Genomic DNA, 15,774 nt, shown 5'->3' on the forward strand with positions numbered 1-15,774 from the left:
ATTAACGATTCTGCCAAACGCTTAACGCGCCCTTTTGAGTTGAAACATAAAGTTGGTTGTCAATTACCTTTAAGGACGTTACTTGCCCTTTGGTTTCTGAACGACCAATCAAATTACCTGTATTTGGGTCGAGTAAGCTCAAAGCACCTTCATAATCCCCAACCACAAGGTCAGAACCCAACATGACAGGGTTACTTAAATTACGATGCAAAAGCTGTGTATTTTCCCAAAGTTTTTGACCGCTCATCAAATCATAAGCAATCACTTTGCCATCGGTCGTGCTGACAAAGACTTTATTCTGTGTGACTTCTGGACGTTGATCGCTACTCGCATCTTCACTCCACACCACTTGCTGTTGTGATAGATCCGTTACTGTAACTTGCCCTTGGTAACTGGTGGTGACCATATACTGACCCATCATGACGGGATCACCACTAATATCATTTAAACGTTGCACATCAGAGCGACCTTCCGCAACCGAAACACGGCGCTGTAAACGAGGTACACCACTAATCACATCAATGATATAAACATATGAATTTGATGTCGCAATCAAAACATTGTTCGGATCGAGCATGACAGGCGCTGCACGTCCACGCAAGCTAAAAGGGACATTCGGTAAACGGTACGTCCACAGTTGCTGACCTGTGCTGACATCATGCGCATAGACATTGCCATCATTGCTCACAGTAATCACACGCCCAGCCTGAATATGTGATGGTGCGATAATTGAACCTGACAATTGTGCTGCCCATTTGATTTGACCTGAGGTCTGATCAAGTGCAAACAATTCACCCTTTTCATTACCAACAACAGCAATTCCCTCACCCACTTCAACACCTGCACTTAAGCCGTGTTTTTTGGTGATTTTGGTTGACCATAGACGTTGCTTACCCTTGTAAGCTTCGACATAACCTTTTGGATCGACCAAGAAAATCACGCCATTGTCTGCAGCCATTTGCAAGCGTAGCGGATCATTTTTATTGGTGGCAGTCACATGTTCAGAAAATACAGGAACGAGTGTTTTTGCTTGCACAATTTTTGGAAGTTTATTGGGTTTAATTTCTTCCACTTTGGTTTTATTGCTAGAGCAGCCAACCAAAGCAACTGCTGCAAGTGTTAGCGCAAACGGTATGGTAAATTTCTTATTCATTTAAGACTCATCCACTTGTGTTTTCAAAATTGGGCGTTCGATATCAGGATCATCAACTAAAACGCCAACACTTTCGAGTTTAATTTGTAAAATTTGTCGTTCTTGTTTACGCGCAACAATCGCATCCCATGCACTTTGATACGCCTTACGTGCTTGAGCTACATCATTTTTTGCAACATAAATATCGCCACGTGCTTCATCTGCTGAAGCCTTGAAAGCAGGGACTTTGACAAGATCCAGTGTTTTCAAAGCGTCATCATATTTTTTCTGTGCAGCCTGTGTATACGCCAAATGTAGGTTGACCAACTGAAGTAAACCTTCATCATCAACCTTCACATTTTGTACTTTTTTCAACTCACGTTCAGCAGCAACATAGTTGCCTTGGTCAAATGCGACTTTTGCCATGACCAATTCAGCTTGAATGGCTTGTACAGAGTCCAGATTTTTTTTCAAAATCGTGTCTGCTGTGGGTGCAAGTTTGTTATACGCACTTTGATCACCCGTCAAACTCTGTGCTTGATCAATTAATTGCTGAACACGAGCCGTTTCATTTTGCGACCCGTGTAGCTGCTTTTTCTGCCAGTAATTCCAGCCAAAAAATGCAATCAAAGCAACTAGAACACCACTAATCGCAGCAGAACCATATTTCTTGCTCATTGATTTTAGATTATCGAGTTGCTGTTCTTGTGTTAGTGCACTCATGTGACTGTCCTTCTGGCGTTCCTATGCAGCTTATTCAGCAAATTTTTCAATTAAAAATGGCACAATATCACTGATCTTCAGTTCAACTTGTTCAGCAGTTGCTAAAGTTTTCAGACTCACTTGCTGATTTTCCCACTCACGCTCACCCAAGATCATGGCAAAGATTGCTCCTGACTGATCAGCCTTTTTCATTTGGCTTTTCATGCTGCCCTGAGAACCTGTTTTCACACGAATCTTGCTTTTTGCTGCTTCAAGCTGATTGCGAAGTTGCTCTGCCAATACCAATCCTTTGCCTTGGCAAGCAGGATCAGCCAACAAGAAAACTTCACAATCACGAACGATTTGCTCTTGCTCAACTTGTTCAAGCAACAACAATAAACGCTCCATCCCCATGGCAAAACCAACCGCAGGAACAGACTGATCAGGCTTGCCTTTCAACTGACCAACCAAACCATCATAGCGTCCACCTGCACAGACTGTGCCTTGTGAACCTAAGTGTGTGGTTGTCCATTCAAATACAGTTTTGTTGTAATAATCTAAACCACGAACCAGTTTTTGATTAATCACAAACTTCACCCCAGCATCAGTCAAATATTGCTGTAACTGAGCAAAATGCTGCATGGTGTCTTCCTTCAGGAAGTCATGCAATTTCGGTGCATTTTCAAGAATTTGTTGAGTACGTTCGTTTTTCGAATCCAAAATACGCAGTGGGTTCGTGCCTAAACGACGCTGAGAATCTTCATCCAATTCATCTTTTTGCGCAGTCAAGAACTCAACCAACGCATTACGGTATTCGGTACGTTCATCCACTTCGCCTAGGGTATTGAGTTCAAGTTGAACTTTATCAGCCACACCCATACGCTGCCATAAACGTGCGGTCATCAAAATAAGTTCAGCATCAATATCTGGCGTTGCAACACCAAAGGTTTCCACACCAAACTGATGAAACTGGCGGTAACGACCTTTTTGTGGTTTTTCATAACGGAACATTGGCCCGATATACCACACACGAGGTGTTGCGCCACGTAATAAGTTGTGTTCGAGCATGGCACGCACACAACCTGCTGTGCCTTCAGGACGTAAAGTCAATGACTCTGGTGGATTACCTTTGTCGAAAAAGGTGTACATTTCTTTTTCAACGATATCGGTGGCATCACCGATCGCACGTTTAAACAAGCCCGTATGTTCAACCATCGGCAAACGGATTTGTTGATAGCCATAGGCATCCATTAACGATGCAAGATGCTGCTCTAGACGTCTCCATGCTGGTGTTTGCGAAGGAAGAACGTCATTAAAACCTTTAATTGCGACAATTGAACTCATGATGAACTACGAATAATCTCTTTAGCTTTAGCTTCTTCAAGCTCTTGAACACGTTGACGAACCATAGCTTCGATTTCATCAACTAACTGATCGGTATCGATAAGGTGACTTTTCTCACCATTTCGATAAACCAGTGAACGAGGGCTTGCCCCTACCACACCAATATCGGCTTCTTTGGCTTCGCCTGGGCCATTGACCTTACAGCCAATTACCGAAACATCCATTGGTGTACGAATACCTTCTAGACGTTGCTCCAAGGTCTGCATCACTTTAATCACATTAAATTCTTGACGCGAACAGCTTGGGCACGCAATAAAATTGATGCCGTTTGAACGAAGTCCAAGTGATTTTAAAATATCAAAACCAATTTTGACTTCATCTTCAGGTTCAGCAGCCAAGGAAATACGCATGGTATCGCCAATGCCTTCCATCAACAGACCACCTAAGGCAATCGCTGACTTGACTGTCCCTGTGCGGTAAATTCCCGCTTCGGTCACACCCAAATGTAACGGATTATCAATTTGTTGAGATAATAAACGATAAGCATCCAAAGTTAAAAATACATTTGATGCTTTTACGCTGACTTTAAATTCTTGAAAGTCTAAACGATCTAAAATATCAATATGACGTAACGCAGATTCAAGGAGTGCCTGACCTGTCGGTTCGCCATATTTTTTTTGCAAATCTTTTTCGAGTGACCCAGCATTAACACCAATGCGAATGGAAATACCATGATGTTTCGCTGCTGCAACGACTTCACGTACTTTCTGGTCTGAACCGATATTGCCTGGATTAATACGCAAACAGTCAGCGCCATAATCAGCAACAGCCAGTGCAATCTTGTGATCAAAATGAATATCAGCAACCAAAGGCACTTGCACACGGCGACGGATTGCTCCGAAGGCTTCGGCAGCCTCCATTGAAGGTACAGAAACCCGCATGATGTCTGCACCAGCCTGAACACAACGTTCAATTTGCGCTACGGTTGCATCAACATCACACGTTTCAGTATTGGTCATACTTTGCACCGAAATTGGCGCATCCCCACCCACATACACAGAACCAACACGAATTTTACGTGTTGGACGGCGTTTAATTGGATTTTCGATCATGACTTGGTCAACTCTGCTGCATTAAGGTGATAAACGGAAGTCCGCCTTACCATTGACTGTATAAGGTGCCAAAGAAATTGCTTCATTATTCAAGCTTAAAGTCACTGCACTGGCATCATCTAGGCGAACCTGAAAAGGTGAAATACCTTTCAAACTCAAATCTGCTGCCTGACGACCTGTTGCCAACACTTTACCTGTTGAATCTACAATGTTGACAGAGGTTGGTTGTGAAAATTTTAAATCCAATTGATCACCCGTGCTGGTGGCATTGGAATCCACAGAAACAACTTGCATCGTGGTTTGTGGATTGGCAGCTGCCGCAGGCTGTTTTTTGGCAGACCATTTCTGCAGGCTTAACACCAGCATACTCACCACAAAAATAACCACAATTGCAATTAAAATGCGTTTCAGCCATTTTTTATTGCGGTCACTATTTGAACCTGGCAATTTGCCCATGATTTTAATCGGTGAATCTTTTAAAGCGTGATTCGGTAATAAACCTGTATCATTGGCATAAATTTCATCAAAACGCTGAATAATTGCTGAAGCATCGACATTGAGAAACTTCGCATATGCGCGATAGTAACCTTTGATAAACGTTGCTTCAGGCAATGATTTATATTCATCACGCTCTAAAGCCTCGAGTGTTTTCACTGGCATATTCAAAGCTTTTGACACATCAGCCAATTCACGCTTTTGAGCAAGGCGGATATGACGTAAATATTCACCTGGACGCTGAACGTTGCCTAAAGTATTAGGGGTTGCTGATGTACCCGTCGATTGCTGTGAATTTGGATTTACTTCCATACCGCCTCAGTACTGTACTGTAATTGCAAATAACGTTGATATTCTTGGCTATTCGGGAATAAAGCCCGCAATTGATTCACCAAAACTTGCATGCTCATGTTGTCACCATTGGCACGAGCAACACGAATACCTACCCATAGACCTCGTGCGCTTTGGTTTTTATCACCAACAGCACGCACATAGTCACCATACGCCTCTGTTGCTAATGCAAACTGTTGACGTTGGTAAAAAATTTCCGCCAACTCTACCATCGAAACTGCAGAATTTCGATTTACTTGCAGGGCTTGCCTGAATGTTTTTTCAGCATTTGGCACGTCACCTAGCTTCAGATAGGTCAGACCTAAGTTTTCCAGTGCCATACCACGCTGATCATAGCCCAATGTTGCACCTGCAATCTGCAATTGAGCAAGCGCGTCATTATAGCGCCCTAACTTAAACAGATAACGCCCATAATTGTTACGTGTTTGTGCATCTTCAGGGTCAATTGAAATTGCACGTTTAAAATATTCTTCAGCTTTTACAACATTACTCGGGCTGCCCTCTTGTTGTAGCAACACCGCCATCAACATATTGGCACGAACATTACGGCTAGTTTCCTCGAATACATCATCCAATGCCCGTTTTGCTGCATCTAGTTGACCTGTCCGTAAATATTCAGCGGCTATCTCAACCCGAATTTCAGCTGCTTTTTTCTTGTCTCGCTTAAACTTATTGACTGGCGTACTAATATCTGCATAACTTGGTGAAGTATCTTTTTTAAACAAACCCAGTGTACTCTGACAACCCTGTAAACTGACTGCCAAGAGACCTAGACCGAAAAATGTCACACAATGTTGTACCGTTTTTTTCACGCCAAACACCTCAGTTGGTTATTATCCTTTTGAGCGTATAATCTCATTTTTTTCGGCGATTTTCTTTTGCCACTGCGCTGCACGACGAGTACGGTCAGCCACTTGACCAACCAGTTGACCACAGGCAGCATCGATATCATCGCCACGTGTCTGACGAATAGTACAGACAAAGCCAGCATCTGACAAAGTTTTTTGGAATGCAATAATACGGTTACGACTTGAGCGACCATAAGGTGCATGCGGGAACGGATTAAAAGGAATCAGGTTAATTTTACTTGGTAAATTCTTTAATAATTTCAATAACTGCTGCGCATGTTCTGGCTGATCATTAACCCCATCCAACATGACATATTCAATGGTGACATGCTTACGCGCACTTTCATTACCATCTTTGCCAATATAGCGCTGACAAGCTGTAATCAGTTGTTCTAACGGATATTTTTTATTGATCGGTACAAGTTCATTACGCAGTTCATCATTAGGCGCATGTAAAGAAATTGCCAAAGCCACATCAATATCTTGTGCCAACTGATCAATTTTTGGCACAACACCCGAGGTAGACAAAGTCACACGGCGCTTGGACATACCATAAGCAAAGTCGTCCAGCATAATGCGCATTGAACTTAATACAGCATCATAGTTGAGCAACGGCTCACCCATGCCCATCATCACCACATTGGTCACTGAGCGTTCGCGCTCTGCAACAGGCACATCTTCCATATAAGAGAAGTTTGCCATCCACAGCTGACCAATAATTTCGGCTGGGGTTAAATCGCGCTGAAAACCTTGTTTGCCTGTTGAACAGAATGAACAATCCAGTGCACAGCCGACTTGTGATGAAATACACAAGGTCTTACGTGAACCTGTTTTGTCTTCCGCAGGAATCAATACGGTTTCAACCAGAGAACCTTCACCCTCACCCACGCGGAACACCCATTTACGTGTGCCATCTTTTGAGTAATTACGGTGAACAACTTCAGGGGCTTTAATTTCACAAAGCTGCTCGAGTTTTTCTCGAAGCTTACCTGAAATATTGGTCATTTCAGCAAAATCAGTCACAAAGAACTGATGAATCCATTTCATGACCTGACCTGCGCGAAACTTTTTTTCGCCCAAATCTTCAAAGAATTTTTCGAGTTCTGCCCGTGACATGCCAAGTAAATTAACTTTTTGCACTGAATTCGCAGGCTGATGCAATGTGGCGGTGTTGTCTTGTCCATCCACAACCAAAGATGAACCAACTGCTTCAAGAGCCATGTGTATTACCTAAACAATGTCAAAGAAAAAACAAGAACGGCTGTATTTTAGCCAAGAGATTTTCAAGAATAAAAAAAACCAGATAAGCAGTATAACACTTATCTGGTTTGAAGTATCTCGATTAACGAGTGCGTGGGCAAACTTCAGTTTGAGCGAAGAAATAAGAAACTTCGCGAGCAGCAGATGCTACTGAGTCAGAACCGTGAGCAGCGTTTTCATCGATGCTTACAGCGAAATCTGCACGGATCGTACCAGGAGCAGCTTCTTTAGGGTTTGTAGCGCCCAAGATTTCACGGTGAGCAAGAACTGCGTTTTCACCTTCAAGAACAGAAACAACCACTGGACCAGAAGTCATGAACGCAACGAGGTCAGCAAAGAAACCACGTTCTTTGTGCTCAGCGTAGAAACCTTCAGCTTCAGCTTGAGAAAGGTGTTTCATTTTAGTTGCAACGATTTTTAAGCCAGCTTTTTCAAAACGAGCAAAAATGTCACCAATGTGGTTTTTAGCAACAGCATCTGGTTTTACGATAGATAAAGTACGTTCAATTGCCATGTCTGGCTCCTTAACTCAAAAAATCAGGATAAATTTTTGCCGCATTATACCGATGTCACTCAAAATAATCAGCTAAGAAAGTGTAAAAGTTTGGGTTTTTAACTCTTTTTAGTTACTTTCATCAATCCAAGCCATCTGAATCGCTTCAAGCAAACCTTCTGTTGACTTGTTTGGGTCATCACTAAAATCAGGCAATGCACAAATCCATGCGTGTAAATCGGTGAAGCGAACCCACTGTGGATCTACATCTGGATGCGCTTCCAAAAGTTCAATTGCGATATCGATTGTATCAGTCCAACGTAAGCCCATCATCTATCCTAGTCTGTCTATAGCTGAGGCTACTTTAAAATCTCAACCTCGCTTTTACAACACCAGATTTAAAATAGGTGCACAAGAAATTACAGCCCATGCCACCAATCCACCCAAAACTGCTCCAATCATCACATCGGTCGGATAGTGCAAACCCAGCACCATCCGAGACAGTGCAACCAAGAGTGTAAATGGCAACATGCAAATCAGTAGAATCGGCTGAATGTATCCAAGGACTGTGGTTGCTAACACCGCATGCAAGGTATGTCCAGATGGAAAACTAAAATGATCCAGCGGGCGCTCACCCAAAATAATCACCTGATGCACCTGATAAGGTCGTGGTCGAACTGTTTTGTGTTTAAGTAACTTATATAACAATGTTCCAATCGAGCCTGCGACAATTAAATATGCGATTTGTAGCAAATAACTCAGTCCTTGATTGATCCATACAATTGCTAGCATGGCATACCAAAACCAGCCATCCCCTAAACGACTGATCACTTTAAAAAACTGACTGACACTTTCAGAATGGGAAAAGTGATTCAGATATAAACACCCTTTTAAATCAAATGCCAAAATAAGAGATTTGGCACGCTGCAAATGGTTCATCTTCTTTCCTCCTCACCTTTCAATCTAGGCTTGAGCTTATGAATGACCTTGTATAACCAACTGATATAAAGCCTGTTCAAATTGTTGTACAGGGCGTTGCCATCCAGCATCTTTAACCTGCTCTCTGGCACATTGCCCCATTTGACGCAATTCAGATAAATTGGGTAAATTCTGCATCTGCGCGATAAATTCTTGTAGATTTTTCATGTCAACCAACCACCCTGAGTGAGAATTGACATAAACATGCGCACAGGCATAGTCGTAAGCCAACACAGGCAAACCACTCGCCATCGCTTCAAGTACGACATTACCAAAAGTTTCTACTCGGCTTGCAAACACAAAGACATCACTACTGGCATAAGCCTCTGCCAAACGTTGCCCTGTCAGATTGCCCATAAAAACCACCTGCTGATCTTGATCCATTCTCTGTAAGCGCTCTTTGTCAGGGCCATCACCCACGATGACCAACTGAACATTTTGCTGCTTTTCACGCGCTTGGAGATAACCATCAATTAACACATCAATTTCTTTTTCAGGCGATAATCGCCCGACATACAGCAATACTTTGGTTTGAGCAGTTGCTCCCCAATGCTGCCGCATTTCTTCACAGCGATGTGTTGGAGAAAACAACTGATGATCGACACCACGACTAATGACCTGAATTGGGCAAGTTACCCCATGTTGGCGCAATGTTCGCTCTGTATCCTGACTTGGCACACAGGTTAAATGGGTATTATTATGAAACCAACGCAAATAATGCTGAATCGGTTTCACCAAAAATGCCAAATCAAAGAATCGACTAAATTCCTGAAAGGGTGAATGAAAACCACTCGAAATCGCAATATTTTTCATTTTAGCGACTTGCAATGCCAACAATCCTAAAGGCCCTTCTGTGACAACATGTACAACATCAGGCTGAAATTGCTCAATTGCATGGGTCACTTTAAGCCATTGTGGACGCCCAAACTGTAAGCTCGGATATTTCGGAATTTTATGCGCAATCACCAAACACTCCTGTTCAGGTTCAAAACGCATATCACTACGACTTTGTTCAGGGCGAATGAGTAAAATTTTATGTCCTTGTTGTTGTAAGCCACGGCATAAGTGCAACAGCGACAAAGCAACGCCATTAATTTCAGGCGGCCAAGTTTCTGTAACAATCGCAATTTTAAGTTTAGGACGAATGAGTTGTTCTACTGCACTTTCCTGTGCAGACTGCCGACCTGAGCGTTTAAAATTAAATTTAAACGGCATGTCAAACTGGCGTTTCAATGCAGCAGTCGATGGCATGAGCATAGTTCCACCATAATTTTGTTGTTATAGGCATAATCTAAGTCATCTTTCTTGCAGTTTAATGATTAAGATATGACGTTTTTTTGACAATTCTGAAGCTTTAAAATACCTACAAATTATTGATTCAAGATTAACAAAATGCACCATTAATAAGCACACCTAAACAACAATCGCACCACGATGTTGCGATCATTTTTTAACCATATTTTAAATGTTCAATTCTTGTGCGCAATTTTGCATTTTTTAGTATTTTAATCGCATAATTCACAAGATAAATAGTAAAATAAAATCAAATATTTAAGCTTTAAAAAACCCATAAAAATCAAAAAAATCAAAATATTACATCGCAAAATATGGCATTTGTTTTGCTTATAAATTACACTGGGTTTAGCCTATTTTTAGAACAAACCATCAAACCATATAAGGGACACCATGAAACTATTTTCAAGATCAGTAATTGCTTCATCTTTGTTCGCCTGTCTCTCCCTCGGAGCAAGCCAAGTTTACGCTGTTGATACGCTTGCTAAGATCAAAAATTCAGGCAAATTAGTCATTGGTTTCAATGATGCATCTATGCCAATTTCGTATGTTGTGAATGGTGCAGCTTCAGGCTATGTCATCGATATTTGTCGTAATGTTGCCAATGATGTAAAAAAAGAACTCAACATGCCAAATCTAAAAGTTGAGTTTCTGGCATTAACTCCAAGCCAACGCATCGAAAGCATTCAATCAGGTCGTGTTGATATGGAGTGTGGTTCAACCACCAACTCTTATAAACGTCAGCAATTGGTTTCTTTCTCAACCAACTTCTACTATACCGAAGTGCGCATGGCTGTGAAAAAGAGTTCAAATATTCACAACTTGGTTGATTTAGATAATAAAGCTGTTGTTACAACTGCTGGCACAACATCTGACCAGTACATCAAACGTAATGAGCGTGGTAAAAATATTAACGTCATTAACGTTTATGGTCGTGATTTTGATGATTCATTTGCCATCTTAGCCAATGGCAAAGCTGAAGCCTTTGTCATGGATGACAACATTCTTGCAGGTCTGATTGCTAGAAGTTCTAGTCCAAGTTCTTATGAAATTACAGGGCCAGTTCTCTCTTCTGAACCTTATGCCATCATGTTGCCAAAAGGCGATGAGAAATTTAAGGCATTGGTTGATGGTACGGTAAACCACCTATGGAAATCTGGACAAATGGGCAAGCTTTACCACAAATGGTTCCAATCTCCTATTCAACCAAAAAACATCAATTTAAATATGGCACCTAGCCGCTCATACTTAAACTTACAACGTCGCCCTACAGATGCAGGTATCTAACATCTCAAAACATGCTGTATGAAGTTTTTCATACAGCATGAGAGATTGGGGAATGAGCAATAAAAACCCTAACATGATGTTAGGGTTTTTTATTCAGAAGAAACTAAAACTTAGTTTTTCTCTGTATCCACGATTTTGTTGGCTTGAGTCCAAGGCACGAAAAAAAATGAAAGCAGTGCTTTCATCTTTTTGAGGTACGTCACCGTAAACATAAAAAACCCACTCAAATCGAGTGGGTCTTTGCATTCAAATCAATTGATTCGAGAAATTAGTTCTTCTCTTTATCAACGATTTTGTTCGCTTGAATCCAAGGCATCATCGCACGTAGTTTCGCACCAGTCACTTCAATACCATGTGCAGCATTTTGACGACGACGTGCAGTCATTGATGGATAGTTCAACGCACCTTCTTGGATGAACATTTTCGCATATTCACCAGATTGAATACGTTTAAGTGCATTACGCATTGCTTCACGAGACTGATCGTTGATGACTTCAACGCCAGTTACGTATTCACCATATTCAGCATTGTTAGATACTGAGTAGTTCATGTCCGCAATACCGCCTTCGAACATCAAGTCAACGATCAATTTAAGTTCGTGCAAGCATTCGAAATAAGCCATTTCTGGTGCGTAACCCGCTTCAACCAAAGTTTCAAAGCCCATTTTAACCAATTCAACCGCACCACCACAAAGAACTGCTTGCTCACCGAACAAATCAGTTTCAGTTTCTTCACGGAATGAAGTTTCAATAATACCAGTACGACCACCACCTACGCCTGAAGCGTAAGAAAGTGCAACGTTACGCGCATTACCAGAAGCATCTTGGTGAACAGCGATTAGATCTGGTACACCTGAACCACGTTGGTATTCAGAACGTACAGTGTGACCAGGCGCTTTCGGAGCAACCATGATTACGTCTAAGTCTTTACGTGGAACAACTTGGTTGTAAAGGATAGAGAAGCCGTGAGCAAATGCTAAAGTTGCGCCTTCTTTGATGTTTGGCTCAATCACGTCACGATAAAGTTGAGATTGGAACTCATCTGGAGTCAAAATCATCACCAAGTCAGCTTGAGCAACAGCAGCTGGAACTTCAGAAACTTTAAGACCCGCATTTTCAGCTTTTTTCCAAGATGCTGAACCAGCACGTAAACCTACAGTTACGTCTACGCCAGAATCTTTCAAGTTAAGTGCGTGAGCATGGCCTTGTGAACCATAACCAATAATCGCTACTTTTTTGCCTTGGATGATAGATAAGTCACAGTCTTTATCGTAAAAAATTTGCATTTGTGTTCTCCAGTAAAATCTTTTTTAAACCGTTAATACTTTTTCGCCGCGTGCAATACCTGACACGCCTGAACGCACCACTTCCAAAATGGTATTTTCAGCTAAAGCATCAATAAATCCGTCGAGTTTTTCAGTCGCACCAACTATCTGAATGGTATAAGTCGTTGGTGTAACGTCAACAATTGAAGCACGGAAAATATCCGTTGTGCGTTTGATTTCATCACGTGCTGCACCCAATGCCTTCACTTTGATCAGCATCAGCTCACGCTCAATGTGCGCACCTTCACTCAAATCAACCACTTTTACAACTTCAATGAGTTTATTGAGTTGTTTGGTGATTTGCTCAATTTTGTGGTCATCGCCATACGTCGTTAATGTTAAGCGAGACAAAGTCGGGTCTTCCGTCGGCGCAACATTGAGGGTTTCAATGTTGTAACCACGTTGACTAAACAAGCCCACTAAACGAGAAAGCGCACCTGATTCATTCTCCATCAGTACAGAGATAATGTGTCTCATTGTGTACGCTCCCCTTTATTTAACCACATGTCTTTCATGGATTGACCCGCGATCAGCATTGGGTAAACATGCTCAGAACGGTCAACCATCACGTTAATAAACACACATTTATCGTTAATTGCCATCGCTTCTTCAAGTTTGGCTTCAAGCTCATCTGCGTGGTCAATTTGAATACCCACGTGTCCATAAGCTTCCATTAACTTGCTAAAGTCTGGTAATGATTCAACATATGAGCTTGAATGACGACCTTCATAGTTCATGTCTTGCCATTGTTTAACCATACCCAAGGCACGGTTATTCAAGCATAGAATCTTGACATTTAAGCCATATTGCTTACAAGTTGAAAGCTCTTGAATACACATCTGAATCGATGCTTCACCCGTAATACACACCACTTGTTGTTCAGGTTTCGCAAGCTTGGCTGCCATTGCATACGGCAAGCCAACACCCATCGTCCCCAAACCACCAGAGTTTACCCATTGGCGTGGTTGATCATACTTATAATACAAAGCAGCAAACATTTGGTGCTGACCCACATCAGACGTGATGATCGCTTCACCATTGGTCACTTTATATAAAGTTTCAACCACTTGCTGTGGCTTCATACCACCATCAACCGCAGGCTGATATTTCAAGCCATGAACTTGACGCCATTCATTGATCTGCTTCCACCAATCCGCCAATGCTTCAGGGTTTGGCTTAGACACATTCAACTGTTTCAACTGGCTCAACATTTCCTGAAGGACTGGTTCAACAGCACCCACGATTGGAATATGCGCAGAAATGGTCTTAGAAATTGTTGCTGGGTCAATATCAATATGAATGACTTTAGCATTTGGACAGAATTTTGCAGGGTTATTGGTGACACGGTCATCAAAACGTGCGCCCACTGCAAAAATCACATCAGCATTGTGCATCACCATATTGGCTTCATAGCAACCATGCATCCCCAACATGCCCACAAACTGTGGATCTGTACCAGGGAAGCCACCAAGACCCATCAAGGTATTGGTTACAGGATAATTCAATAAATGCGCAAGCTCGGTCAACAATGCTGCTGCATTACCTTGTACGACACCACCACCACTGTAGATCACAGGGCGTTTAGCAGAAATCAGTTCTTCAACTGCTTTACGAATTTGACCTGAATGACCACGATAAGGTGGTTGATAAGAACGCATCTTCACTTTTTCAGGGTATTCGTACGCAAATTTTTCTGCTGGATTGGTCGCATCTTTAGGAATATCGACCACAACTGGGCCAGGACGACCACTCGCAGCAATATAAAATGCTTTTTTGATAATCGCAGGAATTTCACTGGCATGACGAACTTGGAAGCTGTGCTTCACGATTGGACGTGACACACCGACCATATCTGTTTCTTGGAAAGCGTCTTCACCAATTAAATGTGAAGCGACCTGACCAGACAGAATCACCATCGGAATGGAGTCCATGTATGCTGTTGCGATTGGTGTAACGGTATTGGTTGCGCCAGGACCTGAAGTGACCAGTACGACACCAGTTTTACCTGTGACACGCGAATATGCATCCGCCATATGTCCAGCCGCTTGTTCATGGCGTACTAGATAGTGCTCAATTTTGTCTTGTTTAAATAATGCATCATAGATGTGCAAAACTGCGCCACCAGGATATCCAAAAACGTGTTCAACACCTTCGTCCGCAAGAGCGCGAACGAGCATTTCACCACCAGATAGAAGTTCCAACGTGATTCACCCTAAATATCTTTTTTCTACGTAATGGGAGACATTACATAGTGTTTAATTCATACAAACTGTACTCTTATAGCACAAATTTTACGCCTAGGCGCTGCAATAGGATAAAAATCAGATGCAACAGAGATATAACCTGTAAATACTGCATCTTTAACGTAAAAAAAACATGCTGGGATAAACATATTTTTAATTCAACATATAGCTCGGCTAGAGAGATATGCCTATTGCACAATTCGTTTAATTATCCGAAGGGTGATCAGATAAATAAGTGTAGCATTTTTGTGGTTTAATCCAAGATTGTCAAGGCTTCTATGATTTTTTTCATCAATAGCATCAATTGATGCTATTTACCTTTTGCATTTTTGGCATTTAAAATAATTTACTCTCGATAAAAATTCATCTTTACCACAAAAAAACACGTTAAAATTTAATCAGCTTTTTCAACTAAAAATGACTTAAGGTTTCCTTATGAAAGCAGCACAACACAGCATCATCGCCAGTCTTATCGGATTAAGTTTTTTAGGATTTACAACGACCAGTTTTGCACAGCAAGATTATTATAAATGGGTAGATTCACATGGCTCAACGCATTACACCACAACACCGCCACCAAAAGTTAAAGGCGTTAAAACCCGTGGTAAAATAAAAACTTATGGTTGGAGAAATACAGCACCTGTGACACCAAGCAACGAAAATGCGACAACGAAAACAACCCAAGCACCAAGCAGCAATACGCAACAAAAAGCCCCTGTTCAAACCACACCACCTGCAAGCCAAGCACCATCCCCTACACCACCAGCACCACAAAATGCACCTCAAGTCAAAGAAGCTCCTGCTCAGTAAAGGGTAAAACCCGTCTGCTTTTTGCTGTTTGTGAAAATTTACGGATAAACAGAGGATATTTTCTTGCGCAAAATTCACTTTTAGGTGCATTTTGCGCTATGC

The 15,774-nt window shown here is 41.8% G+C and carries 16 protein-coding genes; 2 read left to right on the top strand and 14 right to left on the bottom strand.

All coding sequences use genetic code 11. The annotated features are described in order from the left end of the window. Position 1: 1 nt before the first annotated feature. The 11 genes from bamB to LVY74_RS08805 all read right to left on the bottom strand — a co-directional run bounded on the left by bamB (position 2) and on the right by LVY74_RS08805 (position 9,972). Positions 2–1,153, bottom strand: a complete 1,152-nt coding sequence (gene bamB / locus LVY74_RS08755) for an outer membrane protein assembly factor BamB (RefSeq protein WP_151708560.1) — start codon at positions 1,151–1,153, stop codon at positions 2–4. Continuing rightward, positions 1,154–1,855, bottom strand: a complete 702-nt coding sequence (locus LVY74_RS08760; RefSeq protein ID WP_237814764.1) for a YfgM family protein — start codon at positions 1,853–1,855, stop codon at positions 1,154–1,156. Between the two features lie 30 nt (positions 1,856–1,885). Continuing rightward, complete coding sequence (gene hisS / locus LVY74_RS08765; protein WP_237814765.1) at positions 1,886–3,178, bottom strand: histidine--tRNA ligase; 1,293 nt, start codon at positions 3,176–3,178, stop codon at positions 1,886–1,888. Continuing rightward, complete coding sequence (ispG, locus tag LVY74_RS08770; protein ID WP_237814766.1) at positions 3,175–4,290, bottom strand: flavodoxin-dependent (E)-4-hydroxy-3-methylbut-2-enyl-diphosphate synthase; 1,116 nt, start codon at positions 4,288–4,290, stop codon at positions 3,175–3,177. The genes hisS and ispG overlap by 4 nt, the downstream gene beginning before the upstream one ends. Before the next feature lie 21 nt (positions 4,291–4,311). Beyond that, the gene (locus LVY74_RS08775; RefSeq protein WP_237814767.1) at positions 4,312–5,097 is read right to left on the bottom strand and encodes a helix-turn-helix domain-containing protein; all 786 of its coding nucleotides are present in this window, start codon (positions 5,095–5,097) and stop codon (positions 4,312–4,314) included. Continuing rightward, on the bottom strand, positions 5,088–5,948 hold the full coding sequence (gene pilW / locus LVY74_RS08780) for a type IV pilus biogenesis/stability protein PilW (protein ID WP_237814768.1): 861 nt from the start codon (positions 5,946–5,948) through the stop codon (positions 5,088–5,090). Before pilW ends, LVY74_RS08775 begins: the two co-directional genes overlap by 10 nt. A 21-nt stretch (positions 5,949–5,969) precedes the next feature. Further along, positions 5,970–7,205: a 23S rRNA (adenine(2503)-C(2))-methyltransferase RlmN gene (rlmN, locus tag LVY74_RS08785; RefSeq protein ID WP_151777255.1), complete on the bottom strand. Its 1,236-nt coding sequence runs from the start codon at positions 7,203–7,205 to the stop codon at positions 5,970–5,972. A gap of 121 nt (positions 7,206–7,326) precedes the next feature. Then, a complete protein-coding gene (ndk, locus tag LVY74_RS08790) occupies positions 7,327–7,758 on the bottom strand; it encodes a nucleoside-diphosphate kinase (protein ID WP_004902254.1) in 432 nt (143 codons plus the stop codon). Positions 7,759–7,866: 108 nt separating this feature from the next. After that, the gene (iscX, locus tag LVY74_RS08795; RefSeq protein ID WP_111895116.1) at positions 7,867–8,067 is read right to left on the bottom strand and encodes a Fe-S cluster assembly protein IscX; all 201 of its coding nucleotides are present in this window, start codon (positions 8,065–8,067) and stop codon (positions 7,867–7,869) included. Positions 8,068–8,121: 54 nt separating this feature from the next. Next, the gene (locus LVY74_RS08800; RefSeq protein ID WP_237814769.1) at positions 8,122–8,676 is read right to left on the bottom strand and encodes a phosphatase PAP2 family protein; all 555 of its coding nucleotides are present in this window, start codon (positions 8,674–8,676) and stop codon (positions 8,122–8,124) included. Positions 8,677–8,712: 36 nt separating this feature from the next. Then, a complete protein-coding gene (locus tag LVY74_RS08805) occupies positions 8,713–9,972 on the bottom strand; it encodes a glycosyltransferase family 4 protein (protein WP_442862786.1) in 1,260 nt (419 codons plus the stop codon). 429 nt (positions 9,973–10,401) lie between these two features. Between LVY74_RS08805 and LVY74_RS08810 the strand changes: the two genes are divergently transcribed. Then, entirely contained in the window at positions 10,402–11,295 is an 894-nt protein-coding gene (locus tag LVY74_RS08810) for an amino acid ABC transporter substrate-binding protein (protein ID WP_237814770.1), read from the top strand. A 268-nt stretch (positions 11,296–11,563) separates the two neighbouring features. Here LVY74_RS08810 and ilvC read toward each other — a convergent pair whose 3' ends face one another. Genes ilvC through LVY74_RS08825 form a run of 3 tightly spaced genes read right to left on the bottom strand, consistent with a single transcriptional unit; the run spans position 11,564 to position 14,820 of the window. Then, on the bottom strand, positions 11,564–12,580 hold the full coding sequence (gene ilvC / locus LVY74_RS08815) for a ketol-acid reductoisomerase (protein WP_151708551.1): 1,017 nt from the start codon (positions 12,578–12,580) through the stop codon (positions 11,564–11,566). Between the two features lie 24 nt (positions 12,581–12,604). Then, positions 12,605–13,096, bottom strand: coding sequence for an acetolactate synthase small subunit (gene ilvN, locus LVY74_RS08820; protein ID WP_151708550.1), 492 nt, complete (start codon positions 13,094–13,096; stop codon positions 12,605–12,607). After that, entirely contained in the window at positions 13,093–14,820 is a 1,728-nt protein-coding gene (locus LVY74_RS08825) for an acetolactate synthase 3 large subunit (RefSeq protein WP_237814771.1), read from the bottom strand. Before LVY74_RS08825 ends, ilvN begins: the two co-directional genes overlap by 4 nt. A 477-nt stretch (positions 14,821–15,297) precedes the next feature. On the opposite strand from LVY74_RS08825, the gene LVY74_RS08830 reads away from it, so the two are divergent. Continuing rightward, the gene (locus tag LVY74_RS08830; protein WP_237814772.1) at positions 15,298–15,672 is read left to right on the top strand and encodes a DUF4124 domain-containing protein; all 375 of its coding nucleotides are present in this window, start codon (positions 15,298–15,300) and stop codon (positions 15,670–15,672) included. Positions 15,673–15,774 lie beyond the last annotated feature (102 nt).

Source organism: Acinetobacter sp. ME22 (assembly GCF_022012315.1).
Taxonomy (GTDB): Bacteria; Pseudomonadota; Gammaproteobacteria; order Pseudomonadales; family Moraxellaceae; genus Acinetobacter; species Acinetobacter brisouii_A.